Annotated in this window: 28 protein-coding genes; 10 read left to right on the top strand and 18 right to left on the bottom strand. The window is 70.8% G+C overall.

Annotated features, from left to right (window positions below):
• Positions 1–6 precede the first annotated feature (6 nt).
• The 3 genes from Dac01nite_RS01375 to Dac01nite_RS01365 form a co-directional block, all read right to left on the bottom strand.
• Positions 7–1,794 (bottom strand): acetyl/propionyl/methylcrotonyl-CoA carboxylase subunit alpha, encoded by a 1,788-nt coding sequence (locus tag Dac01nite_RS01375; protein WP_203652986.1) that lies wholly within the window; start codon positions 1,792–1,794, stop codon positions 7–9.
• 180 nt (positions 1,795–1,974) lie between these two features.
• On the bottom strand, positions 1,975–2,643 hold the full coding sequence (locus Dac01nite_RS01370; RefSeq protein ID WP_203652985.1) for a Maf family protein: 669 nt from the start codon (positions 2,641–2,643) through the stop codon (positions 1,975–1,977).
• Positions 2,644–2,769: 126 nt separating this feature from the next.
• Positions 2,770–3,285: a MarR family winged helix-turn-helix transcriptional regulator gene (locus Dac01nite_RS01365; protein WP_203652984.1), complete on the bottom strand. Its 516-nt coding sequence runs from the start codon at positions 3,283–3,285 to the stop codon at positions 2,770–2,772.
• A 91-nt stretch (positions 3,286–3,376) separates the two neighbouring features.
• Here Dac01nite_RS01365 and Dac01nite_RS01360 point away from each other — a divergent pair, with 91 nt between their 5' ends.
• Together Dac01nite_RS01360 and Dac01nite_RS01355 are read left to right on the top strand one after the other, a co-directional pair.
• Entirely contained in the window at positions 3,377–3,739 is a 363-nt protein-coding gene (locus tag Dac01nite_RS01360; protein WP_203652983.1) for a DoxX family protein, read from the top strand.
• A 95-nt stretch (positions 3,740–3,834) separates the two neighbouring features.
• Positions 3,835–5,469, top strand: a complete 1,635-nt coding sequence (locus Dac01nite_RS01355; protein ID WP_203652982.1) for a GH39 family glycosyl hydrolase — start codon at positions 3,835–3,837, stop codon at positions 5,467–5,469.
• On the opposite strand, the gene Dac01nite_RS01350 is transcribed toward Dac01nite_RS01355, so the two are convergent.
• Genes Dac01nite_RS01350 through Dac01nite_RS01340 form a run of 3 tightly spaced genes read right to left on the bottom strand, consistent with a single transcriptional unit; the run spans position 5,466 to position 7,877 of the window.
• Positions 5,466–6,047: a SanA/YdcF family protein gene (locus tag Dac01nite_RS01350; RefSeq protein ID WP_203652981.1), complete on the bottom strand. Its 582-nt coding sequence runs from the start codon at positions 6,045–6,047 to the stop codon at positions 5,466–5,468. The two genes, Dac01nite_RS01355 and Dac01nite_RS01350, sit on opposite strands and share 4 nt — an antisense overlap.
• Positions 6,044–6,283 carry an acyl-CoA carboxylase epsilon subunit gene (locus tag Dac01nite_RS01345; protein ID WP_239066447.1) on the bottom strand — a complete coding sequence of 80 codons (240 nt, stop codon included), beginning with the start codon at positions 6,281–6,283 and terminating at the stop codon, positions 6,044–6,046. Before Dac01nite_RS01345 ends, Dac01nite_RS01350 begins: the two co-directional genes overlap by 4 nt.
• A gap of 13 nt (positions 6,284–6,296) precedes the next feature.
• The gene (locus Dac01nite_RS01340) at positions 6,297–7,877 is read right to left on the bottom strand and encodes an acyl-CoA carboxylase subunit beta (RefSeq protein ID WP_373307230.1); all 1,581 of its coding nucleotides are present in this window, start codon (positions 7,875–7,877) and stop codon (positions 6,297–6,299) included.
• Between the two features lie 47 nt (positions 7,878–7,924).
• On the opposite strand from Dac01nite_RS01340, the gene Dac01nite_RS01335 reads away from it, so the two are divergent.
• Positions 7,925–8,782 carry a biotin--[acetyl-CoA-carboxylase] ligase gene (locus Dac01nite_RS01335; protein ID WP_239066446.1) on the top strand — a complete coding sequence of 286 codons (858 nt, stop codon included), beginning with the start codon at positions 7,925–7,927 and terminating at the stop codon, positions 8,780–8,782.
• Between the two features lie 15 nt (positions 8,783–8,797).
• On the opposite strand, the gene ptsP is transcribed toward Dac01nite_RS01335, so the two are convergent.
• The 9 genes from ptsP to Dac01nite_RS01300 all read right to left on the bottom strand — a co-directional run bounded on the left by ptsP (position 8,798) and on the right by Dac01nite_RS01300 (position 16,426).
• On the bottom strand, positions 8,798–10,462 hold the full coding sequence (gene ptsP, locus Dac01nite_RS01330) for a phosphoenolpyruvate--protein phosphotransferase (RefSeq protein ID WP_203652979.1): 1,665 nt from the start codon (positions 10,460–10,462) through the stop codon (positions 8,798–8,800).
• Entirely contained in the window at positions 10,459–10,737 is a 279-nt protein-coding gene (locus Dac01nite_RS01325) for an HPr family phosphocarrier protein (RefSeq protein WP_203652978.1), read from the bottom strand. The genes ptsP and Dac01nite_RS01325 overlap by 4 nt, the downstream gene beginning before the upstream one ends.
• 34 nt (positions 10,738–10,771) lie before the next feature.
• Complete coding sequence (gene pfkB / locus Dac01nite_RS01320; protein ID WP_203652977.1) at positions 10,772–11,722, bottom strand: 1-phosphofructokinase; 951 nt, start codon at positions 11,720–11,722, stop codon at positions 10,772–10,774.
• Positions 11,719–12,480 carry a DeoR/GlpR family DNA-binding transcription regulator gene (locus Dac01nite_RS01315; RefSeq protein WP_203652976.1) on the bottom strand — a complete coding sequence of 254 codons (762 nt, stop codon included), beginning with the start codon at positions 12,478–12,480 and terminating at the stop codon, positions 11,719–11,721. Before Dac01nite_RS01315 ends, pfkB begins: the two co-directional genes overlap by 4 nt.
• Before the next feature lie 43 nt (positions 12,481–12,523).
• Complete coding sequence (locus tag Dac01nite_RS01310) at positions 12,524–13,564, bottom strand: zinc-dependent dehydrogenase (RefSeq protein ID WP_203652975.1); 1,041 nt, start codon at positions 13,562–13,564, stop codon at positions 12,524–12,526.
• Between the two features lie 6 nt (positions 13,565–13,570).
• The gene (locus tag Dac01nite_RS12030; RefSeq protein ID WP_239066445.1) at positions 13,571–14,020 is read right to left on the bottom strand and encodes a PTS mannitol transporter subunit IIA; all 450 of its coding nucleotides are present in this window, start codon (positions 14,018–14,020) and stop codon (positions 13,571–13,573) included.
• A complete protein-coding gene (locus Dac01nite_RS12025; protein WP_239066444.1) occupies positions 14,010–14,309 on the bottom strand; it encodes a PTS lactose transporter subunit IIB in 300 nt (99 codons plus the stop codon). The genes Dac01nite_RS12030 and Dac01nite_RS12025 overlap by 11 nt, the downstream gene beginning before the upstream one ends.
• Positions 14,310–14,360: 51 nt before the next feature.
• Entirely contained in the window at positions 14,361–15,560 is a 1,200-nt protein-coding gene (locus Dac01nite_RS12020; protein WP_239066443.1) for a PTS transporter subunit EIIC, read from the bottom strand.
• A gap of 170 nt (positions 15,561–15,730) precedes the next feature.
• On the bottom strand, positions 15,731–16,426 hold the full coding sequence (locus Dac01nite_RS01300; protein WP_203652974.1) for an SOS response-associated peptidase: 696 nt from the start codon (positions 16,424–16,426) through the stop codon (positions 15,731–15,733).
• A gap of 104 nt (positions 16,427–16,530) precedes the next feature.
• On the opposite strand from Dac01nite_RS01300, the gene Dac01nite_RS01295 reads away from it, so the two are divergent.
• The 7 genes from Dac01nite_RS01295 to Dac01nite_RS01265 are packed head-to-tail and all read left to right on the top strand — an operon-like array spanning position 16,531 to position 21,096.
• Positions 16,531–17,775 carry a TadA family conjugal transfer-associated ATPase gene (locus Dac01nite_RS01295; protein ID WP_203652973.1) on the top strand — a complete coding sequence of 415 codons (1,245 nt, stop codon included), beginning with the start codon at positions 16,531–16,533 and terminating at the stop codon, positions 17,773–17,775.
• 1 nt (position 17,776) lies between these two features.
• Positions 17,777–18,637, top strand: coding sequence for a type II secretion system F family protein (locus tag Dac01nite_RS01290; RefSeq protein WP_203652972.1), 861 nt, complete (start codon positions 17,777–17,779; stop codon positions 18,635–18,637).
• Complete coding sequence (locus Dac01nite_RS01285) at positions 18,634–19,554, top strand: type II secretion system F family protein (RefSeq protein ID WP_203652971.1); 921 nt, start codon at positions 18,634–18,636, stop codon at positions 19,552–19,554. Before Dac01nite_RS01290 ends, Dac01nite_RS01285 begins: the two co-directional genes overlap by 4 nt.
• Positions 19,555–19,600: 46 nt before the next feature.
• On the top strand, positions 19,601–19,786 hold the full coding sequence (locus Dac01nite_RS01280) for a hypothetical protein (protein WP_203652970.1): 186 nt from the start codon (positions 19,601–19,603) through the stop codon (positions 19,784–19,786).
• Positions 19,787–19,811: 25 nt separating this feature from the next.
• A complete protein-coding gene (locus Dac01nite_RS01275; RefSeq protein ID WP_239066442.1) occupies positions 19,812–20,156 on the top strand; it encodes a TadE/TadG family type IV pilus assembly protein in 345 nt (114 codons plus the stop codon).
• Positions 20,153–20,653, top strand: coding sequence for a pilus assembly protein (locus Dac01nite_RS01270; RefSeq protein WP_203652968.1), 501 nt, complete (start codon positions 20,153–20,155; stop codon positions 20,651–20,653). Before Dac01nite_RS01275 ends, Dac01nite_RS01270 begins: the two co-directional genes overlap by 4 nt.
• Entirely contained in the window at positions 20,650–21,096 is a 447-nt protein-coding gene (locus tag Dac01nite_RS01265; RefSeq protein WP_203652967.1) for a pilus assembly protein TadG-related protein, read from the top strand. The genes Dac01nite_RS01270 and Dac01nite_RS01265 overlap by 4 nt, the downstream gene beginning before the upstream one ends.
• A gap of 292 nt (positions 21,097–21,388) precedes the next feature.
• Here the strand turns inward: Dac01nite_RS01265 and Dac01nite_RS01260 are convergent, their stop codons facing one another.
• From Dac01nite_RS01260 to Dac01nite_RS01250, 3 genes are all read right to left on the bottom strand, one after another.
• Entirely contained in the window at positions 21,389–22,330 is a 942-nt protein-coding gene (locus Dac01nite_RS01260) for a carbohydrate ABC transporter permease (protein ID WP_203652966.1), read from the bottom strand.
• Positions 22,327–23,385 (bottom strand): carbohydrate ABC transporter permease, encoded by a 1,059-nt coding sequence (locus tag Dac01nite_RS01255; RefSeq protein WP_203652965.1) that lies wholly within the window; start codon positions 23,383–23,385, stop codon positions 22,327–22,329. The genes Dac01nite_RS01260 and Dac01nite_RS01255 overlap by 4 nt, the downstream gene beginning before the upstream one ends.
• A gap of 114 nt (positions 23,386–23,499) precedes the next feature.
• On the bottom strand, positions 23,500–24,855 hold the full coding sequence (locus Dac01nite_RS01250) for an ABC transporter substrate-binding protein (protein ID WP_203652964.1): 1,356 nt from the start codon (positions 24,853–24,855) through the stop codon (positions 23,500–23,502).
• Positions 24,856–24,862 lie beyond the last annotated feature (7 nt).

Raw genomic sequence — 24,862 nt, 5'->3', positions numbered from 1 at the left:
CCGTGCTCAGGAGGCGTCGGCGATGTCGCAGATGAGAGTGCCGGAGCTCACGGACGCGCCCACGGCGTGCGCGAGACCGGTGACGGTGCCGGCCTTGTGGGCCAGCAGGGGCTGCTCCATCTTCATGGCCTCGAGCACCACGATGAGGTCGCCCTCGGCCACCTCGGCTCCGTCCTCGACGGCGATCTTCACGATGGTTCCCTGCATGGGCGAGGTCAGCGACGTGCCCGACGCCGCGCGCGCTCCGCCTCCGCCGCTCTTGCGGGACGAGCGCTTGGCGGGGGCACCGCGACGGGCGTTGGCGCGTCCGGCCTGGGCGAGGGACGCGGGAAGCACCACCTCGAGGCGCTTGCCTCCCACCTCGACGACCACCCGCTCCGTGGCCTCGGCCTCGGGGGCCATGTCCGCCCCGGCGCCGGCTCCGCCGAGCTCGGCGAGCGTCTCCGCGAACTCGGACTCGATCCAGGTCGTGTAGACGCCGAAGTGGCCGTGCGACGCGGTGAACTCCGGCGCCTCGAGCACGGCGCGGTGGAACGGCAGGACCGTAGGGATGCCCTCCACTGCCATCTCCGCGAGGGCGCGGCGGGAGCGTTCGATCGCCTGCTCGCGGGTGGCGCCGGTGACGATCACCTTGGCGATCATCGAGTCGAAGTTGCCGGACACGGTGTCGCCCTCGCGCACGCCGGCGTCGATGCGCACCCCGGGACCCGTGGGGAAGCGCAGCGTGCGAATGGTGCCGGGGGCGGGCATGAAGTTGAGGGCGGGGTTCTCGCCGTTGATGCGGAACTCGATCGAGTGGCCGCGCGTGACCGGCTCCAGGACGGAGATGGGCTCTCCGGCAGCGATGCGGAACTGCTCGCGCACGAGGTCCACGCCGCTGACCTCCTCGGTCACGGGGTGCTCGACCTGGAGGCGGGTGTTCACCTCGAGGAAGGAGATGGTGCCATCGACGCCCACGAGATACTCGCACGTGCCGGCGCCCTCGTAGCCGGCCTCGCGCAGGATCGCCTGGCTGGCCTCGACCAGACGACGGTTCTGGTCATCGGTGAGGAAGGGCGCAGGCGCCTCCTCGACCAGCTTCTGGTGGCGGCGCTGCAGCGAGCAGTCGCGCGTGGACACGACCACGACATTGCCATGGCGGTCCGCGAGGCACTGGGTCTCGACGTGGCGCGGGCGATCGAGGAAGCGCTCGACGAAGCACTCGCCGCGGCCGAATGCGGCGACGGCCTCGCGGGTCGCGGAGTCGAACAGCTCGGGGATCTCCTCGCGGGTGCGGGCGACCTTGAGGCCGCGGCCGCCGCCTCCGAACGCCGCCTTGATCGCCACGGGAAGCCCGTGCTCGTCCGTGAAGGCGAGCACCTCATCGGCGTTCGCGACGGGGTCCTTGGTGCCGGGCACCAGAGGAGCGCCGGCGCGCTGCGCGATGTGGCGCGCGCTCACCTTGTCTCCCAGGGCGTCGATCGCGGCCGGGGAGGGCCCGATCCACGTGAGGCCGGCATCGATCACGGCCTGAGCGAACGCCGAGTTCTCCGCGAGGAACCCGTAGCCCGGGTGCACGGCCTGCGCGCCGGAGCGGCGAGCCACGTCGATGATCTTCGCGATGTCGAGGTAGGTCTCCCCGGCGGTCGAGCCGCCCAGCGCGTACGCCTCGTCCGCGAGGTGCACGTGAGGGGCATCGCGGTCCGGCTCGGCGTAGACGGCGACGGAGCGCAGTCCGGCGTCCGCGCACGCACGGATCACTCGAACTGCGATCTCGCCGCGGTTGGCGATCAGGACGGAGGAGAAGGCAGACACGCGGCTACGGTAGCGCGGAGAGCTTGCTGCGCTCGTGCCGTGGCGAGCGCGCGCAGGAACTTTGGACCGCGCGCTCACGTATTCACGACGGTTTTGGAGGTTTCGCACAACCGACTTGGTGAATCCTTGGGCTACGGGCGCGTAGGTTGTGGCGGTCCCACAAATCGGGGCCCTGGGGCGTCAGGGACGCAGCTCATGGAAGTCGACGCCGAGCGTCCGCAGCAGGCGGCGCACCAGCGGCAGGCTCACGCCCACCACGCCGTGGTAGTCGCCCTCGATGCTCTCGACGTAGGGCCCGCCCAGGCCGTCCACGGTGAAGGCCCCGGCGACCGTGAGCGGCTCGCCCGTCGCGACATAGGCGTCGATCTCGGCGTCCGTCAGCTCCGCGAAGTGGACCACCGTCGACGACGTGTCTGCGGCGAGCGTGGGTGCACCCGTGGCCTCGCGTCGGGACAGCCGGTTGTCGACCAGGGCGTGGCCACTGTGCAGCACGCCGGTGCCGCCGCGCATCGCGCGCCAGCGCTCGCGAGCCACGTCCGCGTCGTGCGGCTTGCCCAGGATCTCACCCTCGAACTCGAGCATCGAGTCGCAGCCCAGCACGATCGCATCGGGATCGTGGCGCCCCACCACGTCCTCCGCCTTGGCGCGAGCCAGCAGCTGCGGGTGGTCGGCGAGCTCGAGGGCGAATCCGATGCCGGCGGCTGCCTGCTGGGCGCATGCCGCGCGGGCCTCGGCCAGCAGCGCGTCCTCGTCGACCTCGCTCACGATCACCTGCGGCTCGACGCCGGCGGCGCGCAGGGTCGACAGGCGGGCGGGGGACTGGGAGGCGAGCACGAAGGGGACCGGCATGCACGCGAGCCTACCGATCACGCAGGCGCCCGCGAGGACGCCGATGCGATGGGGTGCCTCGAGCGCGACCGGTCGGGGTCGAGGCACAGACGGCACGCTCCTGCAGGGGCGTGAGCGGCGCGCGTCCTAGGAGCCGGGCTCCAGATCTGCGTCGAGGCCGTCGCACTGCTCGGCGACGTCAGCGGGCAGCAGCGACGTCAGCAGTGCCGTGAACGCGGGCCGGTGCTCGGCAGGCACGCGATCCAGGAGCGTCTCGCGCACGATCCGCACGTACTCGTCGCGCGAGTCCTCCACGACCCGCGCACCCTCGTCGGTGAGCACGGCCCAGCTCGCGCGGCGGTCGTGGTCGCACGTGGCGCGCTCGACCAGCCCCGCCGCCTCGAGCCGGGTGATGGAGTGCGACAGTCGTGACAGCGATGCGTCGTTCGCGCGTGCGATCTGCGCGAGCTGGAGCCGCCCGCCCGGCTGGTGCGAGAGCGCGTCGAGCACGGTGTACTGGAAGTAGTTGAGTCCCGTGGTCCCCCGCATGCGCTCGTCGAGGAGCGCTGGCACGGAGCCCAGCACTGCGGAGAAGCGACGCCACAGCAGCTCCTCGGAGGCGGTCAGCTCCGTGGAGGTGCGGGCGATGGGCGCAGTGGTCACGTCGAAATCATAACAACTTGACGGTTCAACGGGCAGGTACTACCTTTCTGATTGTTGAAAATTCAACTGAAACTCTGAATCGAGGGATCCCATGACCATCGCCTACTGGATCGTCGCCAGCGTCGCCGCACTCGCCTTCGTCTTCGCCGGAGGCATGAAGATCGCGGGACCCGAGTCCGCCCTGCGAGACAAGGGCGTGCTGCCCGAGCGTCGCACCATGGCGCGCGAGCGCGCCATCGGCGCGGTGGAGGTCGTGGGCGCGCTGGGCCTCATCCTGCCTCCCCTCACCGGCATCGCCCCCGTGCTCGCGCCCATCGCCGCCACGGGCCTCGTGATCGTGATGGTGCTCGCCGTCGTCAACCACCGCTCGCACGGCGAACCGATCAACGGAACCCTCGTCCCCGGCGCGCTCGCCCTCGTGACGGCGGTGCTGGGATTCATCGTCTGGATCTAGCGGGGGAGCAGCGTCTGGCACGATGAGCGTGCGGCGCGGTCCGAGCACGACCGCGAAGCTCCGCACCGATCGCCCGAACGGAGAGCGCTCCACTGATGCCTGCGTCCCAGCCTTCCCCCGTCATCGACGCCGCGAGCGCGGCCGCAACTCCCCTGCGCCACGTATGGAACGAGTGCGTGGGAGCGGGCCGCGCGAACGAGGGTCTGCGGGCCGACTGGCAGCGCCAGCTCGCCCAGGCGGTCGACCGCATCGGCTTCCGGTACCTGCGCTTCCACGGACTGTTCCACGACGACATGTTCGTCCACCGCTCGAGCTACGGCAGCGGCTTCGGGCCCGACACCGTGCTCGACCAGCCCGTGCACACCTTCAGCTACGTCGACAGCCTCTTCGACGCGATCCTGGACCTGGGCGTGAAGCCCTTCGTGGAGCTGGGGTTCATGCCGTCCGGCCTCGCGACGCAGCACCGCACCGTGTTCTGGTGGGGCGCCCACTGCTCACCGCCGAACGACATGGACGGGTGGGTCGCGCTGGTCGACGCGACCGTGCGCCACTGGGTCGAGCGCTACGGCATCGACGAGGTCCGCACCTGGCGCTTCGAGGTGTGGAACGAGCCCAACCTGGTGCCGCACTTCTGGACGGGCACCCGCACCGAGTACTTCGAGCTGTACGAGCACACGGTGCGCGCGATCAAGGCCGTCGACCCCGGGCTGCTGGTGGGAGGGCCGTCGACCTCGGTGTTCGTGCCGGACGATCGCTACGCGGGCGAGGTCGAGGACCGCTCCGTGGAGGCCGCGACGGCCGATGCGCCGGACCCGGATGCGTTGGACTGGCGCCCCGTCTGGATCCAGGAGCTGCTCGACTTCTGCGCGCAGCGCGAGCTGCCCGTCGACTTCGTCTCGACGCACCTGTATCCCACGGACTTCGCCTTCGCGGCCAACGACGAGCTGGTCCACATCACCCGCCACGCGGACGCGACGCGCGACGACCTTCGCCGCCTGCACGCCATCCTGGACGCCAGCCCCTACGCAGGGGCGGAGGTGCACATCACCGAGTGGTCCAGCTCGCCGTCGAGCCGCGACCGCATCCACGACACGGTCTTCGGCGCCGCGTACATCACCCGCGCGTACCTGCGCTGCGCGGACCTCGCGGACTCGATCTCGTACTGGACGTTCACCGACATCTTCGAGGAGGGCGGCGCCGGGATGGGCCCCTTCCACGGAGGCTTCGGCATCGTCACGGAGCGCGGCATCCACAAGCCCACGTTCCACGCCTTCGAGATGCTGGCCCGCCTGGGCGACGAGCTCCTCCAGGCGATGGACCACGGCGTGATCACCCGGTCGAGCGCCACCGGCGAGGTCGCGGCCGTGCTCGTCAACTATCCCGCGGACATGAACGGCGCCTCGGTGCGGGCCTGCGACTCCTACGCCGAGGCGGCGGCCTACGAGAGCAGGGGCCCGGCGATCCAGGTCAGCCACCGCATCGCGGGCCTCGAGCCGGGCTCCGCGTACGAGGTGGTTCGCGTGGACCTCGATCACGGCAACGTGGCGCGAGCGTGGCACCGGATGGGGGAGCCGCTCAACCTCACCCGCGAGCAGGAGCGAGAGCTGCATGCGGTCGCGGACGACCTCGCGCGCGACACGCTCACCGTCGATGAGGACGGCGTGCTCGACATGTCGCTGACGCTGCCCCCGTGGGCGGTGGCGAGCATCGCGCCCGCGCGGGCCGACTAGACCCGGTCGCGCAGGATCTCGAGCGCGGCCTTCCACGTCGCGGGCAGCTCGCGCGCGTAACCCATCAGCGTGTGCTCCTTGGCGAGCACCGGAGGGAAGGCCCCCTGCGCGTCGAGGCCCACGCTGCGGCACAGCCACATCGCGCGCGGCAGGTGGAACTCCTGCGAGCACACGATCACGCTGGACACACCCGCGCGGTCGCGCGCATTGAGCGCCGATGCGCGGGTGTCGTGGCCGTCGGGGTCACGCGTGAGCGCGTGCTCGGGAACCCCCAGCTCCACTGCCGTGCGCCACATGGCCTCCGTCTCGTCGAGCCCCTCGCGATTGGCGCCCGCGCCCGTCAGGATCAGCCGCGGCACGAGGCCGCGCTCGTACAGCGTGACGCCGGCCTCGACGCGCTGACGCAGGAAGAGGCTGGGCCGTCCGTCCGCCCACACCCGCGCGCCCAGCACCAGTGCCGCATCGGCCGGTCTCAGGTCGCCGGAGGCGGCCGATGCGCGCTCGCCGCGGGTGGTGACGCGCGCGTAGACCTGAGGCGCCGCCACGGCGGCGGCGAGCAGGGCGAGGTCGCGCCTCATCGCAGCGAGTGACGCCAGGCGGCGTCGCCGCGGCCCAGCGGGAGCATGAGCCGCCGCCCGCGCATGGTGCGGGTGCGGTCCATCCACGCTGACGTGGGCGCGCCGGGCGTCTCCTCGTCTGCGGCCGCCGTGGACACGGCGACCACGCCCGCCACCAGCGCGGCGAGCTCCGCGTCATCTGGTGATCCCCTCACGATGCGCATGCCGGCGGCAGCCTCGACGGAGTCCTCGGTCACTGGTCGCCCTCCATCACAGCGGGATGTTCCCGTGCTTCTTGGGCGGCAGCGCGGCGCGCTTGGTGCGCAGCGCTCGCAGCGCGCGGACGATGTGCGCGCGGGTCTCGGATGGCTCGATCACGGCGTCCACGTAGCCGCGGTCGGCGGCGTCGTACGGGTTGACGATCTGGTCCTCGTACTCCTGCGTGAGGCGTGCCCGCTCGGCCTCGACGTCGCCGCCGTCCTCCGCGACCTTCGCGAGCGCGCGGCGCTGCAGGATGTTGACCGCGCCGCCCGCACCCATGACCGCGATCTGCGCGGTGGGCCACGCGAGGTTGACGTCCGCGCCCAGCTGCTTGGAGGCCATCACGATGTACGCGCCGCCGTAGGCCTTGCGGGTGATGACGGTCACCAGCGGCACCGTCGCCTCCGCGTACGCGAAGATGAGCTTGGCGCCACGGCGGATGATGCCCTGGTGCTCCTGGTCCACGCCCGGCAGGAAGCCCGGGACGTCCACGAAGGTGAGCACCGGGATGTTGAAGCCGTCGCAGGTGCGCACGAAGCGCGCGGCCTTCTCGGACGCGTTGATGTCGAGCGTGCCGGCCATGGACTGCGGCTGGTTGGCGACGATTCCCACCGACTGGCCCTCGACGTGGCCGAAGCCCACGAGGACGTTGGGGGCGAACAGCGGCTGGATCTCGAAAAACTCGCCGTCGTCCAGCACCGTCTCGATGACCGTGCGCATGTCGTAGGGCTGGTTGTCCGAGTCCGGGACGATCGTGTTGAGCGCCTCGTCCTCCTCGGTGGCAGCGAGGTCCGCCTCGTGCTCCCATGCCGGGGGATCCGAGAGGTTGTTCTGCGGCAGGAACTGCAGCAGGTGCTGGACGTACTCGATCGCGTCGTCCTCGTCGCTGGCCAGGTAGTGCGCCACGCCGGACTTGGTGTTGTGCGCCTGGCCTCCGCCCAGCTCCTCGAACGTGACGTTCTCGCCGGTGACGGACTTGATGACGTCCGGGCCGGTGATGAACATCTGCGACGTGCCGTCCGCCATGACGATGAAGTCCGTCAGGGCCGGCGAGTAGACCGCACCGCCAGCGCTGGGTCCCAGGATGATCGAGATCTGCGGGATCACGCTCGAGGCGGCCACGTTGCGGCGGAACATCTCCGCGAACTGGGTGAGCGCCGCGACGCCCTCCTGGATACGGGCCCCACCGCCGTCGGAGATGCCGATCAGCGGGACACCGGTGCGCAGGGCGAAGTCCTGGATCTTGGTGATCTTCTGCCCGTGCACCTCACCCAGCGAGCCGCCGAAGACGGTGAAGTCCTGCGAGAACACCGCGACCTGACGGCCATCCACCGTGCCGTAGCCGGTGATGACGCCGTCGCCGTGGGGCCGGTTGCTCTCGAGGCCGAAGTTGCGGCTGCGGTGGCGGCTCAAGGCGTCGAACTCGACGAACGAGCCCTCGTCGAGCAGCATCTCGACGCGCTCGCGGGCGGACTTCTTGCCGCGTGCGTGCTGCTTGTCCTGCGCGACGGCCTCGTGCTGCGTGACGGCCTCGTCGACCTTGCCGCGCAGCTGCTCGAGCGCGCCTGCGGTGGACTTGGTGGGCTTGATGTCGGACACGTTCCTCCCTTGAGAAGTCTGCCCGTTAGCCTAGCCGGGTGATCTCCCCGTCGCCCGCAGCCGTGGCCGCCTCCCGCGAGCCGCTGCGCGCGGCGTCCCTGGAGCCCATCGTGGGACCCTCGCGCCAGCTGTCGCGCCTCGACGTCGTGGCCGCGTCGCCGTCCACCAACACCGCGCTCATGCGCTCGGTCACCGAGGACCCCGATGCCTGGCCGCACCTGAGCGCCTTGGTGGCGGACCACCAGACCGCTGGCCGTGGCCGTGCCGGCCGGTCGTGGGCGACTCCAGCCGGAGCGGCGCTGACAGTGAGCGTGGTGCTGCGTCCGCAGGGGATCGCCCCCGCCGGCTACGGGTGGGCTCCGCTGATCGCGGGCCTCGCTACCGTGCGCGCGCTGCGCGACGTGGGCCTGGGGGCGTATCTCAAGTGGCCCAACGACGTGGTGGTCGAGGCCGGCGCCAAGGACATCCCCGGCTGGGGCCGTTGGCGCAAGGTCGTGGGCATCCTGTGCGAGGCGGTGCCGGGCCAGCGCGCCGTGATCGCCGGCATCGGCATCAACGTCTCCCAGTCCGCCGCGGAGCTGCCGGTGCCTCATGCGGCGTCGCTCGCGACGCTCGGCGCGACGGAGCTCGACCGCGTGCGGCTGCTGCGCCGCCTCGCGGCCCACCTGCGCGACGGCGTCGCGGCCTGGGAGGGTCAGTCCGACGACTACTCGGTGCGCCCCGAGGTCGAGAAGGTGTGCGCGACCATCGGGTGGGAGGTCGCGGTGGACGTTCCCGGCGGCGATCCGGTCACGGGCCGCGCGGTGGGCATCGGCGCCTCCGGTGGCCTGCTGGTGGAGGCCGATGCGGGGGTCTCCGAGGTGCTCGCCGGCGACGTGCGCGTGCGGCGCGCCTGAACGCGCACGCACGCGTCACAGGATCGCGGCGAGGTCCGGGGCGCACTCCGCGAGCACCGCGGCCCGTGCATCGGCAGGGGTGCGGGCGCTGCGCGCGAGATGGGCGAGGCGGACGCACTGCGCGAACGTGTGTCGCGACAGCGCGAAGCGCACCATCGCCACACGTGACGGCGCCATCGACAGGCTGGAGCAGCCCAGGCCCGCGAGCACCAGCGCCATGAGCGGGTCGCCTGCGGACTCTCCGCACACGCCCATGGGCTTGCCGTTGCGTCCCGCGCCCTCGGCCGCGCTCGCCACCACGTCCAGCACCGCGGGCTGCCACGGGTCGAGCAGCTCGGCGAGCTCGCCCTGCATGCGGTCCGCGGCCATCGTGTACTGAGCCAGGTCGTTGGTGCCGAGCGAGCCGAAGTCCACCTCCGCCATCACGTGGCCGGCACGCAGCGCGGCGGCGGGGATCTCGATCATCACGCCCACGGTGGGCAGGCCGTTCTCGCGGACCCGCCGCGCGAACCACGCGGCCTCCTGCGCATCGGCCACCATCGGTGCCATCACCCACACGTCGGCCCCCGTCTGCCCGGCCGCGACGGACAGGGCCTCGAGCTGGGCGTCGAGCAGGTCGGGGCGCTCGGCGGACAGTCGCAGACCACGACGTCCCAGTGCCGGGTTCTCCTCCGCGCCCAGGTCCGCGAACGCCAGGGGCTTGTCCGCGCCCGCATCGAGCGTGCGCACCACCACGCGGCGACCCTCGAAGGGCTCGAACACCTGGCGGTAGATCTCCGCCTGGTCGTCGACGGTCGGAGCCGTGGGGGAGGACAGGAACACGAACTCGGTGCGGAACAGCCCCACGCCCTCCACGTCCGCGGCGCCCGCGGCCACCGCATCGTCCACGCCGCCGATGTTCGCGAGCAGCTTGACCTGCTTGCCGTCGAGGGTGCTGCCCGGCCCCGTGGCGTGCTCGAGCGCACGGGCTCGGCGAGCGCCGCGCTCGCGGTGCTCCGTGACCGTCGCGGGGCTCGGGTCGAGGTGGACGGCGCCGGCATCGCCATCGATCATCACGATCCTGCCATCGGCGAGCTCGGAGGCCTCGGGGAGCTTGACGACCGCGGGGATCGCCATCTGCGCGGCGAGGATGGCCGTGTGGCTGGTGCGGCCGCCGGCCTCGGTGATGATGCCCAGCACCTTGGTGCGGTCCAGGGTCGCCGTCTCCGCGGGTGCGAGGTCGTGAGCGACCAGGATGCACGGCTCCTCCAGAGCGGGAACGCCGGGAGCCGGCGCGCCCATCACCGCCGCGATCGCCCGGTCGCCCACGTCGCGCAGGTCCGTGGCACGCTCCGCGAAGTAGCCGCCCAGAGCAGCGAACTGGTCCATGAACTCGCGCGTCGCCCCATCGATCGCGGTCGCGGGCCCGGCCCCGCTGGCCGCCCGCGCGATCGCGCCGTCGATGAGGCTCGGGTCGCGGGCCAGCATCGCCGTCGCGGTGAGGATGGATGCAGCGGTGTCCTCGACCAGGGCCACGCGCGCCTCGAGGTCGCTCGCGACGGACTCGAACGCCTCTCGGATCCGCGGCTCCGCGTCATCCGCGGCCGGCTCGTTGTCCGGGGGGCGCACCGCGCGTCCCACGCGCACCACGGCGCCGAATGCGATGCCGGCGGAGACGCCGATGCCCTGGACGACCGTCACGACGCGGGCTCCGCGTCGAGATCACGCTCCAGCAGCTCCGCGAGTGAGTCCAGCACCTCCTCCGCACCCTCGCCCTCGGCGGCCAGGGTGACCCGGTCGCCGTGCTTCGCCCCGAGCGCCATGATGGCGATCATGCTGTTCGCGGGCACGGGGCTGCCGCCCTCCTTCGCGATGGTGACCGGGAGGCCCGCGTCGCCTGCGGCCTTGACGAAGAGCGCGGCCGGGCGGGCGTGCAGCCCCACGCTCGAGCCGATCGCGACGGTGCGAGTGGACATGTCATCTCCTTCGATGAGCGCTGACGCGGGTGCGTCAGTCGTGGGTCATGGTCAGCTGAGTATCGAGGGCCGGCGAGAGCGTGGCGGTGACGGACTCGGACTGCGCCGGGCCCGGCACCTGGCTGCCGGGCAGCTCGACTGCCGCCGTGCCCCAGCGCACCGCCGTGGCGAGCGCCTCGTCGCGCCCGGCTCCATGGGCGACGGCGTGGAGCCACCCTGCGAGCAGGCAGTCCCCGGCTGCGACGGTCGAGCGTGGCTGCGATGCGACCGCGATCGCATGCGAGACCCCGTCGCGCGTGACCGCCATCGCTCCCTGAGCGCCCATGCTCACGAGGACCGTCGTGACGCCGGCGTCGAGGACCTCGTGGGCCGCGCGGAGCACGTCCTCGAGATGGGGCAGCGGCCGGCCGGCGTGCTCGGCGAGCTCGTGGACGTTGGGCTTGACCAGGTCCGGCGCGGCGGCGATCGCCGCCGACAGCGCCTGCCCGGAGGTGTCGATGGCGACGCGCACGCCCAGTGCGTGAGCACGGCGCACCAGGTCCGCGTAGAGGGTGCCGTCGAGCCCTGGAGGCAGAGAGCCGCATCCCACCACCCACGAGGCGCCCCTCAGCGGCGCCTCGAGGGCGTCGAGCATGGTGGCGGCGTCCGCCGCCGTGGACTCGCGGCCGGGCTCGTTGATCTTGGTGGTGGTGCCGTCCGCCTCCGCGAGCGTCACGTTGGTGCGCAGCGCTCCCGGCAGGTCGACGAGCGTGAAGTCGACGCCCGCCTCCTCGAGCAGCGCGGAGAACGTGCGAGCCGCCTCGATCCCCACGGGCAGCACCGCGAGCGTGTCCGTGCCGTGCGCGGCAAGCGCCCGTGACACGTTGACGCCCTTGCCGCCAGGATCGTCGCGCAGCGCGATGGCGCGGTGGACCTGACCGCGCTGGAGACGGTCGAGCGAGATGGTGCGGTCCAGGCTCGGGTTGGGGGTGAAGGTGACGATCACGTGCGCGCCACCTCCACGCCCACGTCCTCGAAGTCCTGCACCGTGTCGTCGTCCAGGTCCGAGTCGCTGATGATGAGCGCCAGCTCCTCGGTCGCGGCGAACCGGTGCAGGTGGACCTGGCCCGCCTTCGAGGCGTCCGTCACGCAGATCACCCGGCGCGCGGCGGCGGCCATGGCTCGCTTGGCGGCGGATTCGGCCTGGTCCGGCGTGGTGAGACCGTGCTCGACGGTGAAGCCGTTGGTGCCCAGGAACGCGACGTCGACGGTGACCTCCGCGAGCGAGGCCGCGAGCCATTCGCCCACCGCGGCGCCGGTGCGCCGGCGCACCCGCCCGCCCAGCACCATCAGCTCGGTGCGCTCGCGCTCGGACAGCCGTGAGGCGACCGCGACAGAGTTGGTCACCACGGTGAGGCGCAGCTCCGGCGGCAGCGCGTCCACGATGGCCAGCGTGGTGGTCCCGGCGTCCAGGAGCACGGCGTCGCCATCGTGAAGCTCCATCGCGGCGCGCGCGCCGATGCGTCTCTTGGCCTCCGCGTACTGCGTCTGCCGGGACTGCAGCGACGGCTCGAGCGTGAGCCGCTCGACGGGGAGGGCCCCACCATGCACGCGGCGCAGGACGCCCAGCCGCTCGAGAGCGGTGAGGTCGCGGCGCACGGTCTCGACCGTGACGCCGAGCTCCTCCGCGAGCGATCCGACCTCGACACGGCCGCGTGCGCGCGCGGTGGCGAGGATGGACTGCTGGCGTTCCTGGGCGTACATGGTGGGGAAGCTCCTCGTGATCAGTGGCGGCTGTGGATGGGGCTCACGGCTCGACAGTGACCTTGATCGCCTCGCCGCGCTTGACGATACCGAAGGCGTCGAGCACGTCGGCGAGCGGGATGCGCTCGGTGATCAGGTCCTTCACCGGCACCTCGCCGGAGGCGATGCGGCGCAGCGCCTCCTTGTTGTGGTGCGGGGCGGAGCCGTTCGCGCCGAAGATCCGCAGCTGGCGGTAGTGCACGAGGTTGGAGTCGCACGTGATCGTGGGGTTGGTCTTGGGCAGCCCTCCGAAGAAGGAGATGCGCCCGTTGCGGGCGGCCATCTCGATCGCCTGCTCCTGCGCGACGTTCGCGGCGGTGGCGGTGATGATGCAGTCCGCGCCGCGGCCGTCGGTGAGCTCCTTGACGCGCTCGACGACGTCGACCGTGGAGCCGTCGATGACCTCCTCGGGATGCACCGCATCGGCCGCCATCTGCAGTCGCTCGGCGTTGACGTCGATGAGGAACACGCGCCCCGCGCCGTTGGCGCGCGCGAGGCGGATGTGCATCGCCCCGATGGGGCCCGCGCCGAACACCACCACCGTGTCGCCCTCCTCGATCCCGAGGATCGACTGCGCGTTGATCGCGCACGCGAGCGGCTCGGCGGCGGACGCCTCGTCGAAGCCCACGCCGTCGGGGATGCGGTTGAGGCCGTCGACCTTCATGACCTCGCGCGGCACGATCATGTACTCCGCGAAGCCGCCCGAGTACTGGTATCCCATCGAGGTCTGGTTCTGGCACACCTCCATCCACCCGCGGGAGCACTCGTAGCAGTCGCCGCACGGCACCGCTGCGATGACCTGCACGCGATCGCCGTGGGCCCAGCCCTCGACGCCGTCGCCGATGTCGACGATCTCGCCGGCGATCTCGTGGCCGATGATCCGCGGCGGCGACAGGTTCTGGTGGCCGTTGTGGAAGATCTTGACGTCGGTGCCGCACGTCGAGCAGTTGCGGACGCGGATCTTCACCTCGCCGGGCCCGACCTCCGGCTCAGGGACGTCCTCGATGCGGACGTCCTCGGGGGCGTAGAAGACCAGTGCTTTCATGGGGTTTCACTCCTGGGGGGTCGAGGGGGACAGCAGGGCGAGCACGTCGTCCACCGACTGCGCCTCGCGCAGCGTCGCGGCCTTGGCGGGGTCCATGAGGACCTGCGCCAGCGCGGACAGGATGTCGACGTGCTCCTCGGACTTGGACGCGATGGCGACGCAGACGTGGACCGTCTCGCCGTTCCAGTCGACGCCGTCCGGAAACTGGAGGTACGCGAGTGCGGCGCGCTCGATGTGCTCGCGCGACTCGTTGGTGCCGTGGGGGATCGCGACGCCCTCGCCCACGTACGTGGAGACGGACAGCTCGCGCTCGTGGAGAGCATCGGCATACCCGGCGCTCGCGGCGCCGATCTCGACCAGCACCTCCCCGCACTGACGCAGCGCGTCCGCCTTGTCCTCGGCCGTGAGGCCAAGGCGGACGGCGCTGGCGTCCAGCAGGGGTCGGTCAGGACTCAAGGGTCTCGCCGTTCTTGATGGCGTTCTCGACCTTGGTGAAGGCGGGGTCGCCGATGAAGATCGAGAACGGCACCACCACCGCGTGGGGCGCGGTGGACGTGGCACGGGCGGCCAGGCCCGCGTGGCACATCACCACCGTGGCGTCCGCGGGGATCTCGCTCACCGGGGTGTGCACCACCTCGACGCCCTGAGAGGCGAGCTTGGAGCGCAGGGTGCTGGCGACCATCACCGAGCTGCCCATTCCGGCGTCGCACGCGATCACCAGCTTCTTGACGTCTGATCCGTTCACGCTTGGCATGGATCCTCCTTCTGGTCCTTCGATTGTCCCGAGGTCGCGCGACTACTGCGCGGCGACGGGGGTGGGTGCAGGCTGCTCGGCCTCGGCCGGGTCCTGAGGTGCGTCCTCGCGCTTGGCCTCACGTCCGAACCCGAGCAGGAACGATGCGACGGCGAAGGACACGATCGCGGCGAGAGCGACCTGGAGGATCATCGCCACGTAGCCGCCGGGAGGCGTGAACGTGATGTACGCGAAGATCGATCCGGGCGAGGGGGGAGCCACCAGGCCGCCGTTGAGCAGCACGCCGGTGAAGACGCCGGTCATGCCGCCCAGGATCGCTGCGGCGATGAGCTTGGGCTTGGCGAGCACGAACGGGAAGTAGACCTCGTGGATGCCACCGAAGAAGTGGATCACCGCGGCGCCGGGGGCTGCAGCCTTCAGCATGCGCGGCCCGAAGAACAGGAACGCCAGCAGGATGCCCAGGCCGGGTCCGGGGTTGGACTCGATCATGAACAGCAGCGACTTGCCGGTCTCCGCCGCCTCGTCCGCTCCCAGCGGCGTAAACACGCCGTGGTTGATCGCGTTATTGAGGAACAGGACCTTGGCGGGCTCGACGAGGATGGACGTGAGCGGCAGCAACGAGTTGTCGACCAGGAAGTCGACGCCCTCGCCCGCCCACTCGACCAGCTGGCTGACGATGGGGCCGATGAGCAGCTGGCCAAGCACCGCGAGCGCGGCGCCCAGGATGCCCAGCGAGAAGTTGTCCACGAGCATCTCGAAGCCAGGCTTGATCTTGCCGGTCCACAGCGCCTCGAGCTTCTTGAGGCACCAGGCGGCGAACGGACCCATGGCCATGGCGCCCAGGAACATCGGGACGTCGGAGCCGACGATCACGCCGGTGGTGGCGACAGCGCCGATCACGCCTCCGCGCTGGTCGTAGATCATGCGTCCGCCGGTGTAGCCGATGATGAGCGGGAGCAGGTACGTGATCATGGGGCCCACGAGTCCGGCACCGTCGAACTCGCCCCAGCCGCCGATGCGGGCGATCCAGCTGTCGGCCGCCACACCGCCGTCCCCGCCCCAGTTGAGCCAGCCGGTCTCGATGAAGAGAGCAGTCACGAGGCCCCACGCCACGAAGGCGCCGATGTTGGGCATGATCATGCCCGAGAGAAACCGTCCAAATCGCTGCACGTGGGCGCCGATTCCCGGCCCCGTGCGGTTCTTGTTCGCCTGGCTCTTCGCCTGAGCGTCGCTGAAGGACATCAGTGTCCTACCCTTCCCCTCCGCATCTTTGCGGAGGCCTGCCATGAAGTATGCCCGTTTAGGCCCGTTCCTGTGGAACTACTTCCGCACGCTAGCGTCGCGAAGCGGGCATGTCAAGACAGAAACGGCGGCAAACGGGCATCGGCCGGCAAGGCACAGCGAACGATGCCCTATCCAGCCGGCTCGATGTTCTCCGGACCGTTGTTCTTGGGGCTGCCCACGGCCTTGCGCACCTCATGCCAGGTCAGCTCGGGCGCCGGCATCCCGATGACGTCCAGCAGCGTGCCCTGGTCCGCGTCGCGATCCAGCCAGGCCTCCAGGGCATCGGCCTGCATCATCACCGGCTGGCGATCATGGATGTCGCGCATGTCCCCGCGCGCGGCCGTCGTCACGATGGTCGTGGTCACGAGCCACTGCGCGTCCTCGCCGTCTGCCTTGTCCTTCCAGAACTCGTACAGCCCCGCGAAGGCCAGCGGCGCATCGTCCACGCGGTGGATCCAGTGCGGGGTCTTCACCCCGCCCTCCGTGCGCCACTCGAAGTACCCGCTCGCCGGCACCGCGCATCGGCGCTTCGCGAAGGCCGTCCGGAACGAGGGCTTCTCCGCGATGGTCTCCGAGCGCGCGTTGATCATGCGCGACCCGATGGACGGGTCCTTCGCCCACGAAGGCACCAGGCCCCACCGTGCGGCCTCCAGGCGATTGCCGCCATCCGCGGCGTCCTTGGGCGGCACCACGATCGCCACCTGCTGCGTGGGCGACACGTTCCAGTTCGGGGGCAGCAGGCGTGCGTCATCCGCCATGGTCGCGATCGCGAAGTGGTCGATGAGGTCCTGCTCGGCAAGGAAGTTCGCATAGCGTCCGCACATACTCGCCATGGTGCCACCGAGGGGTGACGGCCGCATCGGCGCAGCGCACCGTTCTCCACAGCACCCCTGGTCAAAGCGTCCGTTTGTCTCTACTCTCAAGGGCCATGACGTCGGGGGCCGTTGTAGACATCACCGGGGAGATCGAGGGGCAGGTGCGGGAGCGCATCCGCTCCACCGGCACCGACCCGCGCCGCGACGTCGACCAGGTTCGAGTGTTCGTCGAGGAGGCGCTGACGCGCTGGGAGCACCGATCCCTCACCGGTGCGGTCCCACCCATCACGGACGTGCCGGGCGCGACCAAGGCCGTCATGGACGCCGTCGCCGGCTTCGGGCCGCTCCAGCAGTACCTGGATGATCCCGAGGTCGAGGAGATCTGGATCAACAACCCCGAGCAGGTGTTCGTGGCGCGCAGCGGCGTCGCGGAGCTCACTACCACGATCCTCACGGCCGACGCGGTGCGCGACCTGGTCGAGCAGATGCTCAAGCTGTCCGGACGGCGCCTGGACCTGAGCTCGCCGTTCGTGGATGCGACGCTGCCGGGCGGTGAACGCCTGCACGTGGTGATCCCGGACATCACCCGGCGCCACTGGGCCGTCAACATCCGCAAGTACGTCGCGCGCGCCCGCGGGCTGGGCGACATGGTCCGGCTGGGCTCGCTGCCCGCGCAGGCCGCCGAGTTCCTCGACGCGGCCGTCGACAGCGGGCTCAACGTGCTGGTCTCAGGCGCCACGCAGTCGGGCAAGACCACCATGCTGGGAGCGCTCGCGGGGTCGATCCCGCCCCGCGAGCGCGTCATCACCTGCGAGGAGGTCTTCGAGCTCGCGCTTCCCAACCGGGACGCGGTCGCGCTCCAGTGCCGCCAGCCGTCGCTCGAGGGCACCGGGGAGATCCCGCTGCGCCGGCTCGTCAAGGAGGCGCTGCGCATGCGCCCGGACCGCATCATCGTGGGCGAGGTGCGCGAGGCCGAGGCGCTCGACATGCTGATCGCGCTGAACGCGGGGATCCCCGGCATGTGCACCGTCCACGCGAACTCGGCACGCGACGCGATCACCAAGATGTGCACGCTGCCGTTGCTGGCCGGGGACAACGTCTCGGACCGGTTCGTGGTCCCCACCGTCGCATCGGCGATCGACGTGGTGGTCCACCTGGACCTCGATCCGCGCTCGGGTGCGCGGCGCGTGCGCGAGATCGCGGCCGTCGGCGGGCGCGTGGAGGGCGGCATCGTCGAGCTCTCCTCGCTCTTCGAGCGCCGGGCCGATGCCCTGGTGAGGTCGGGCGGCCACCCTCCCCACGATGACCGCTTCCGTGCGCGCGGACACGACCTGTCCGCGCTGCTGAGGAGCGTGTGACGTGGACGCGTGGTGGGGGCTGGTGCTCGGCATCGGCGCCTTCCTGGTGTGGTGGTCCTTCTGGCCGCAACCCGAGCGGCGCGAGCGCTCGCGCCAGGGCTGGACCGCGCGGACGCAGGACCAGCTGGTCAAGGCGGGAGCTCCCGCCGTCACGCCAGCGGCGCTCGTGCTGACCTCGGTGGGGGTGGGCGTCGTCACCTGGATCGTCGCGGCCGGACTGACGGGGTCCGCGGTGCTGGGACTGTGCTTCGCGGTGATCGCCGCCAGGGGGCCGTCCGCTCTGGTGTCGATGCGTGCCCGAGCACGGACCGCAGCGACGCGAGACCTGTGGCCGGAGCTGGTCGACAGCCTCGCCTCCGGCATTCGCGCCGGACTGTCGCTGCCGGAGGCCGTGGGGCAGCTCGCCGAGCGCGGCCCGCGCGCCCTCCAGGAGCCCTTCGCGCGGTTCGCGGAGGACTATCGTGCGTCCGGGCGCTTCCACGACTGCCTCGACGCGCTCAAGGAACGGCTCGCGGACCCGGTGGCGGACCGCATCGTCGAGACGCTGCGGATCACCCGTGATGTGGGCGGATCTGACGTCGGCCGCGTGCTGCGCACGCTCGCCGAGTTCCTCAGGGACGATGCGCGGCTGCGCGGCGAGCTCGAGGCGCGCCAAAGCTGGACCGTCAACGGAGCGCGGCTGGCTGCTGCGGCACCGTGGCTCGTGCTGGCACTGCTCGCCACCCAGTCCTCGACCATGGAGGCCTACGACTCCGCTGCGGGCGTCGCGGTGCTCGCCCTGGGCGGAGTGAGCACCGTGGTCGCCTATCGGCTCATGATGCGCGTGGGCCGGCTTCCGCAGGAGAGCAGGGTGCTCCGATGACATGGCTGACGCTTGCGCTGGGCTTGAGCTTGGGGCTGGGAATGGCGCTCATCGCGTCATGGTGGAGTGCACGCAAGCCGTCCCTCGAAGCGCGGGTGGCTCCGTTCGTGCGCTCCACCCTGGCGGACGAGGTCCGCCGCCGCGACATCGCGGTGACACCCTTTCCCACGCTCGAGAGGCTGATCGCTCCCGTGCTTCGCGACGCAGCACGTCTGCTCGAGCACTGGGGGATGCAGGCGGACCTGGAGCGCCGGCTGCGCCGCGCGGGAGCGTCCACCACGCCGGAGCAGTTCCGGGCGCAGCAGGTGGCGTGGTGCGCGGGAGGACTCGCCGTAGGGTGCGCGCTCGCGCTCGTCCTGGCCGCCACCCGCGGAACGGGTGTCGTGCCGGCGGCGGTGCTCGTGCTGGTGCTCGCAGCCGCCGGCGCGGTGGGGCGCGATGTCGCGCTGACGGCCAACGTGCGGCGCCGCTCGCGACGACTGATGCTCGAACTGCCCACGGTGGCGGAGCTGCTCGCCCTAGCGGTTGCGGCGGGAGAGTCCGCCCAGTCGGCGCTGGAGCGCGTCGCGTCCTCGACCAGCGGAGAGCTCTCCCGCGAGCTCACCGACGCCCTTGCTCGGGTGCGTGCGGGCGCGCGCCTGCCCGCTGCGCTGACGAGCATGGCCGACGCCAACGAGCTGCCCGCGTTGCGGCGGTTCGCCGACGGCGTCTCCACCGCCATCGAGAGAGGGACTCCGCTTGCCGAGGTGTTGCGTGCACAGGCGCAGGACGTCCGTGCGGCTGGGCAGCAGGAGCTGATGGAGGAGGGCGGCCGGCGCGAGATCGCGATGATGGTCCCCGTCGTGTTCCTCATCCTGCCCGTCACCGTCGTGTTCGCAGTGTTTCCGGGCCTGGTCGCCATCGACCTGGGCGGATGAGACCGAGGTCGACGGAGAGCGGCCACGGACAGAGAAGGGGGAGGACATGAGGCGGTACTTCGACAGGCTGCGCGCAGCGACGAGGGGGGTACAGAGCGACCGCGGTGACGTGCCAGGCTGGGTGCTCATCACGCTGATGACGGCAGGGCTGGTCGCCGTGATCTGGGCGCTCGCGGGACCCGCGCTGGGTGACGTGTTCACCGATGCGATCGACTCGGTCACCGGTCCCTGAGCCTCGCGATCGCGGCTCCGCGACCGTGGAGTTCGTGCTGGTGGGCTCGCTGGTGGTGCTGCTGGGACTCGCGCTCGTCCAGCTCGTGCTCGCGCTTCACGTGCGCAACACGCTGACGTCGAGCGCGTACGAGGGCGCGCGACACGCGGCGCAGGCGGACCGCTCGCTCGTGGACGGGGAGGCTCGTGCCGAGTCCTTGGCGGCCGATGCGCTGGGAGGGCTCAAGGTCGAGGCGGCAGCCAGCGAAGGCATGGCTGGCGGTGCTGCGGTCGTGACGATCGAGGTGAGCGCGCCGCTGCCCGTGGTGGGTGTGTGGGGTCCGGGGACGCTGCGCGTGGAGGCGCGCGCCTTCGACGAGGACGTGCCGTGAGGGGCGGCGCGGCGATCCGCAGTGCGGCGAGGCGTGCGCGGGCGCACCCGGACGCCGGCGGGGCCATCGTCGAGTTCCTGGGCGTCACGGTGCTGCTGATGGTGCCCCTGGTCTATGGCGTGATGGCGATCGCGCAGGTGCAGGCCGCGAGCTACGCGGCCGAGGGCGCCAGTCGCGCTGCCGCCCGTGGTGCAGCGGCGGCGGCGCTCGACGCGTGGGAGGCCGGCCAGACCGATGCGGAGGCATCGGCGGCTGCCCAGGCGAGGGCGCTGGCCGTGGTCGACCTGGCACTCGAGGACTTCGGCGTCGCTGGCACCGGCACCGTGGAGATCGCGTGCGACCCGGGCTGCTCAGGCCCAGGCGCCGGGGTGCTCGCCCGCGTCCAGGTCACCGTGCCGCTGCCAGGGATGCCTGGCAGCATCGATGCCGCTGTGCCGCTGCACGTGACCGTCGACGCCACCGGCCACGCCGCGGTGGACACGTGGGAGGCTCCATGAGCGTCCGGACCGCCCGGAGGGTGGCGTCAGACGCGGATGACGGCTCCGTCTCGGTCTTCGCGCTCGGATGGATCGTCGTGGCGCTCATGGCCGTCGCTGTGCTGGTGGGCGCGTCTCAGGTGCATCTGGATCGCATGCGGCTGGTGTCGCTCGCGGACGAGCTCGCCTCGGCAGCAGCCGCGGAGGCCGCGCGCGAGGCCTACACGACAGGTGCCGATCAGCTCGACCGCGCGCACGCCGAGGCGGCGGTCGCGGCGGCCCTGGCGGACGGGTCCCGCGAGTGGCGCGACGAGGTGGTCGTGACCGCTGTCGGCACGGAGCCGGACGGCACCGTGACCGTCGCGTTGGCCCGCCACACCGTGCCGCTCGAGGGCGGCTGGTCGTGGCTGCCTGAGGCCGCCGGGGTGACCGTCACGGCGCAGGGGAGCGCGCGCGTCGGCTGAAGCCGCGCATCGGCCGCGACGCGGGGAGCTGCCAGCTCGGCCATCGGCCGCTCACCACATGACCGCTCACCACACGACCGCCCAACACACGGGGGTGACCCGTGGGGCCAGAGGGGGCGGTGGTGAGCACCACGCGGCTCATGCGTCGCATCAGTCACGGGTGTGTGGTGCAGTGCCGGGCGCAGGCCAGCCTGCCGGGCCCAGGCGACAGGGGCCGGCGCGTGAGGCCCGCACATGACAACGGCCGGCCCACCGTGAGGTGAGCCGGCCGTGTCCGTGACCGTGGACTCGATCAGGCCTTGACCGCGCCCTCCATGATGCCGCGCACGATCTGGCGGCCGGCGACGGCCAGCAGCACGATCAGCGGCAGGGAGGCGAGGAACGATCCCGTCAGAACGATCGAGTTCTTGGGGGTGTTGCCCACGCGGAGGTTGTGCAGCGCCGGTCCGATGGTCTGCGCATCCGAGCCGCCGACGGCGATGAGCGCCCACTGGTACTCGTTCCACGCGTTGACCGCGGTGATGAGGCCCAGCACGCCCAGCGCCGGTCGCACGGTGGGGACCACGATCTCCCAGAACACGCGGAAGGTCGAGGCGCCATCCACACGTGCGGACTCGATGATCTCGTCGGGGATCGCGTCCTCGATGAACTGGCGCATGTAGAACACGCCGAACGCGGATACCAGCGCGGGGACCGTGACCGCCAGCAAGGTGTCGACCCAGCCCAGCGTGTCCATGATCTGGTACGCGCCCACGATGCCCAGCTGCGCGGGGATCGTGAGGGTCAGCACCACGAAGTAGAACAGCGGGTCACGACCGCGGAAGCGCAGCTTGGCGAACGCGAACCCTGCCAGCGAGCAGAAGAACAGCGTCGCCGCGACCACGACCGCGACCACGATGAGCGAGTTGACGAAGGACTGCACGAACCGGACGTTGTCGTACGGCGGGTATCCGGGCTCCCGGATGTTCACCGTCATGATGTCCCAGTTGAACTTGAAGAACGGACCAGGGGTGACCTGCGGCGCACCCGCCTGGTAGATCTTGTCGTCCTTCCAGGTCGACATGATGCCGGCCCAGTAGATGGGCCACGCGCCCAGGAACAGCACGATGGACAGCAGGAGGTAGTTGAACCAGCCGGCAGGGGTGTCCTGCGGGCTGCGGCCCAGCAGTGCCGCCTTCTGCTTCTTGGGAGGCTCAGGCTGAGCCTGAGGCGCCTTCTCAGCGGTCGCGGTCACTTGCGGCCTCCGATCTTGTTCGAGATGAACGCGTTGAACGCGGCGAGCGCCACCACGACCACGAACAGCAGCCACGACATCGCGCCGGCCAGTCCGAAGTCATTGGGGTCGCCCCAGCCCGTGTACCAGATCAGCTGGGCGACGGTACGCCACAGGTGGCGCAGGCCACCGCCCTCGCCGGAGCTCGGATCCTCGTCGAACAGGACGGGCTCGGCGAACAGCTGCAGGGAGCCGATGGTCGACAGCACCACGGTGAAGATCACCATGGGGCGGATCATGGGAACCGTGATGGACCACAGCTGGCGCCACGCGCCGGCGCCGTCGAGCGCAGCGGCCTCGTAGACGTCCTTGGGGATGGACTGCATGGCCGCCAGGTACAGCAGCGCGTTGTAGCCGGTCCACTTCCAGTTGATCATGATCACGAGCGCGAGCCACGCGGACCAGCGCTCGGCACGCCAGTCGATGCCCGGGTACTCCTGGGCAGCGGCTCCGACGCCGGAGGTGTGCTCGACTCCGAACAGTCCCAGCACCCAGTTGGCCTGGCCGTACTGCTCGGAGAAGAAGGTGGTGAACACCAGCGTCGAGGCGACGATGGGGGTGATGTACGGGATCAGGATGCCGATGCGGAACAGCGACTGCGCCCGGAGGCGGCGGTTCAGCAGTGAGGCGAGGACCAGTGCGAAGAACAGCTGCGGGATCGCGGAGACGATGAACAGTCCCAGCGTGTTGAGCAGCGCCTGCGTGAAGTCCCAGTTGGTGAGGACACGCTGGTAGTTCTCCAGCCCCACCCAGCGCTCGGTGTACAGGTTGACCGAGTTGCCACTCGGGTACACCGGCTGCTCGGCGCGGTAGGTCTGGAAGGAGACCAGCGCGCTGTAGACGATGGGGAAGATGCCGAAAGCGATGAAGAGAATGAAGAAGGGCGAGACGAGGATGTAAGGGACCACGACGTGGTCGAACCGAGCCCAGATGGAGCTCTTGGGTCCCTTGTGCTTCCCGCCGCGGTCCGTGCCGGTGGCGCCGGCCGAGTCAGCCGTCACGCTGCTGGCGGACATTGATACCTCCGATGGTCAAGAACGCTCGTGATGGGGAGTCTAGGCGCGGACGGTGAAACGGGGAGTGAGCCTCGCAGGGCTCACCCCCCGTTTCATCCGTGCATGTTGCGCTGCTTACGCGGCGTCGGCAGCCTCAGCGGCGGCCACGGCCTCGTCCCACGCGTCCTCGGCCGCGATGGTGCCGGCCTGGACCTCGTTCAGCACCGTCTCCACCGCAGAGCGGATGGCGGCGTTGTTCGGGGCGTAGTAGATCGCGCCGGGGATCTCCTCGGCGGTCTTCGAGAAGATCTGGCCACCGGGAGCGCCGTTGAAGAAGGCGTTCACCTCCGCCTGCGCGGGGTGCTCCGGGTCCTGGATCGCCTCGTCCGAGTACAGCGAGCTCTGCGAAGGCAGGTTGCCGGTCTCCGCGAAGATGGCGAGCTGCTGCTCGGGCTGGATGACCCACTCGATGAAGTTGTAGGCCTCCTGAGTGGTGTTCTCGTCGAACTGGGCGGGGATCGTGTAGAACGAACCGCCCCAGTTGCCACCGGGTCCGGGGATGTCGGCGATGTCCCAGGTGCCCGCGGGGGCGCCGGAGTCGATGATGTTCGCACGCATCCACGCGGGGCAGGGCAGCGTGGCGAAGTCGCCGTTGGCGAAGCCGGTGTTCCACTCCGGACCCCACGGGGCGATGTTCGCCGAGAGGCCCTCGGTGATGACCTGGAGCGCGACGTCGAAGGCAGGCTTGCTGGCTTCCATGTCGAGCTCGTTGTTGCGGTTGTAGTAGGCGTAGCCCGTGCCGAGCTGCGTCTGCGCCGCGTTCATGATCTGGCTGACGTTGTCGACGAAGGCCGCGTCGGTCGCGCCGACGTACTCCTTGCCGAGCTCGATGTAGTCGCCCCAGCCCTCGCCCCATGCGGCGGAGACGTCCTCGCGAGCGTCCGGCAGGCCGGCCTCAGCGAAGAGGTCGTGGCGGTAGCACATCGCGAGTCCACCGACGTCGGAGCCGAGGCCGATGACGTACGAGCCGTCAGCGGAGGCCGCCTGGCCCCACTTCCAGTCGAGGTACTCCTCCTCGTACTTGCCGGCGCCCAGGTCGAGCAGGTTGACGAAGTTCTCCTGCTGCGCGAGGAAGCTAGCCATGTAGCCCTCGTCGATCGCGGAGACCTCGGATGCGCCCGAGCCGGCGATGAGCGCCTGCGTGAGCTTGTCGTGCTGCGCGCCGTACTCGCCGGAGTCGAGGTTGATGGTGACGTGCGGGTTGTCAGCGGTGTACTGCTCGGCCAGGGACTCCAGGCCGAAGGTGCCCCAGTAGGACACGTTCAGGGTGACGGGCTCCGCCTCAGCGGGCTCCTCGGTCTCCTCGGCAGTCTCGGGAGCGTCCGTGGGCTCCTCGGTGCCGTCGTCCCCGCTCGAGCAGGCGGTCAGCAGCATTGCCGAAGCCGCGCCGATGGCGAGAGCGCTCGCCGTCCGGGATCGAGTCCACTTCATGTTCATT

The organism is Demequina activiva (genome assembly GCF_016862815.1).
Classification (GTDB): Bacteria; Actinomycetota; Actinomycetes; order Actinomycetales; family Demequinaceae; genus Demequina; species Demequina activiva.
The sequence above is the reverse complement of the archived record's forward strand: the minus strand, read 5'-3'. Positions and strand labels throughout refer to the sequence as shown.

Coding starts and splice junctions, on each gene's coding strand:
- Dac01nite_RS01280 (WP_203652970.1), top strand. CDS start 19,601: ATGAGGCGGTACTTCGACAGGCTGCGCGCAGCGACGAGGGGGGTACAG.
- Dac01nite_RS12020 (WP_239066443.1), bottom strand. CDS start 15,560: ATGTCCTTCAGCGACGCTCAGGCGAAGAGCCAGGCGAACAAGAACCGC.
- Dac01nite_RS01360 (WP_203652983.1), top strand. CDS start 3,377: ATGACCATCGCCTACTGGATCGTCGCCAGCGTCGCCGCACTCGCCTTC.
- Dac01nite_RS01315 (WP_203652976.1), bottom strand. CDS start 12,480: ATGTACGCCCAGGAACGCCAGCAGTCCATCCTCGCCACCGCGCGCGCA.
- Dac01nite_RS01310 (WP_203652975.1), bottom strand. CDS start 13,564: ATGAAAGCACTGGTCTTCTACGCCCCCGAGGACGTCCGCATCGAGGAC.
- Dac01nite_RS01350 (WP_203652981.1), bottom strand. CDS start 6,047: ATGAGGCGCGACCTCGCCCTGCTCGCCGCCGCCGTGGCGGCGCCTCAG.
- Dac01nite_RS01295 (WP_203652973.1), top strand. CDS start 16,531: ATGACGTCGGGGGCCGTTGTAGACATCACCGGGGAGATCGAGGGGCAG.
- Dac01nite_RS01265 (WP_203652967.1), top strand. CDS start 20,650: ATGAGCGTCCGGACCGCCCGGAGGGTGGCGTCAGACGCGGATGACGGC.
- Dac01nite_RS01285 (WP_203652971.1), top strand. CDS start 18,634: ATGACATGGCTGACGCTTGCGCTGGGCTTGAGCTTGGGGCTGGGAATG.
- Dac01nite_RS01370 (WP_203652985.1), bottom strand. CDS start 2,643: ATGCCGGTCCCCTTCGTGCTCGCCTCCCAGTCCCCCGCCCGCCTGTCG.
- Dac01nite_RS01355 (WP_203652982.1), top strand. CDS start 3,835: ATGCCTGCGTCCCAGCCTTCCCCCGTCATCGACGCCGCGAGCGCGGCC.
- Dac01nite_RS01325 (WP_203652978.1), bottom strand. CDS start 10,737: ATGTCCACTCGCACCGTCGCGATCGGCTCGAGCGTGGGGCTGCACGCC.
- Dac01nite_RS01255 (WP_203652965.1), bottom strand. CDS start 23,385: ATGTCCGCCAGCAGCGTGACGGCTGACTCGGCCGGCGCCACCGGCACG.
- Dac01nite_RS01300 (WP_203652974.1), bottom strand. CDS start 16,426: ATGTGCGGACGCTATGCGAACTTCCTTGCCGAGCAGGACCTCATCGAC.
- Dac01nite_RS01250 (WP_203652964.1), bottom strand. CDS start 24,855: ATGAAGTGGACTCGATCCCGGACGGCGAGCGCTCTCGCCATCGGCGCG.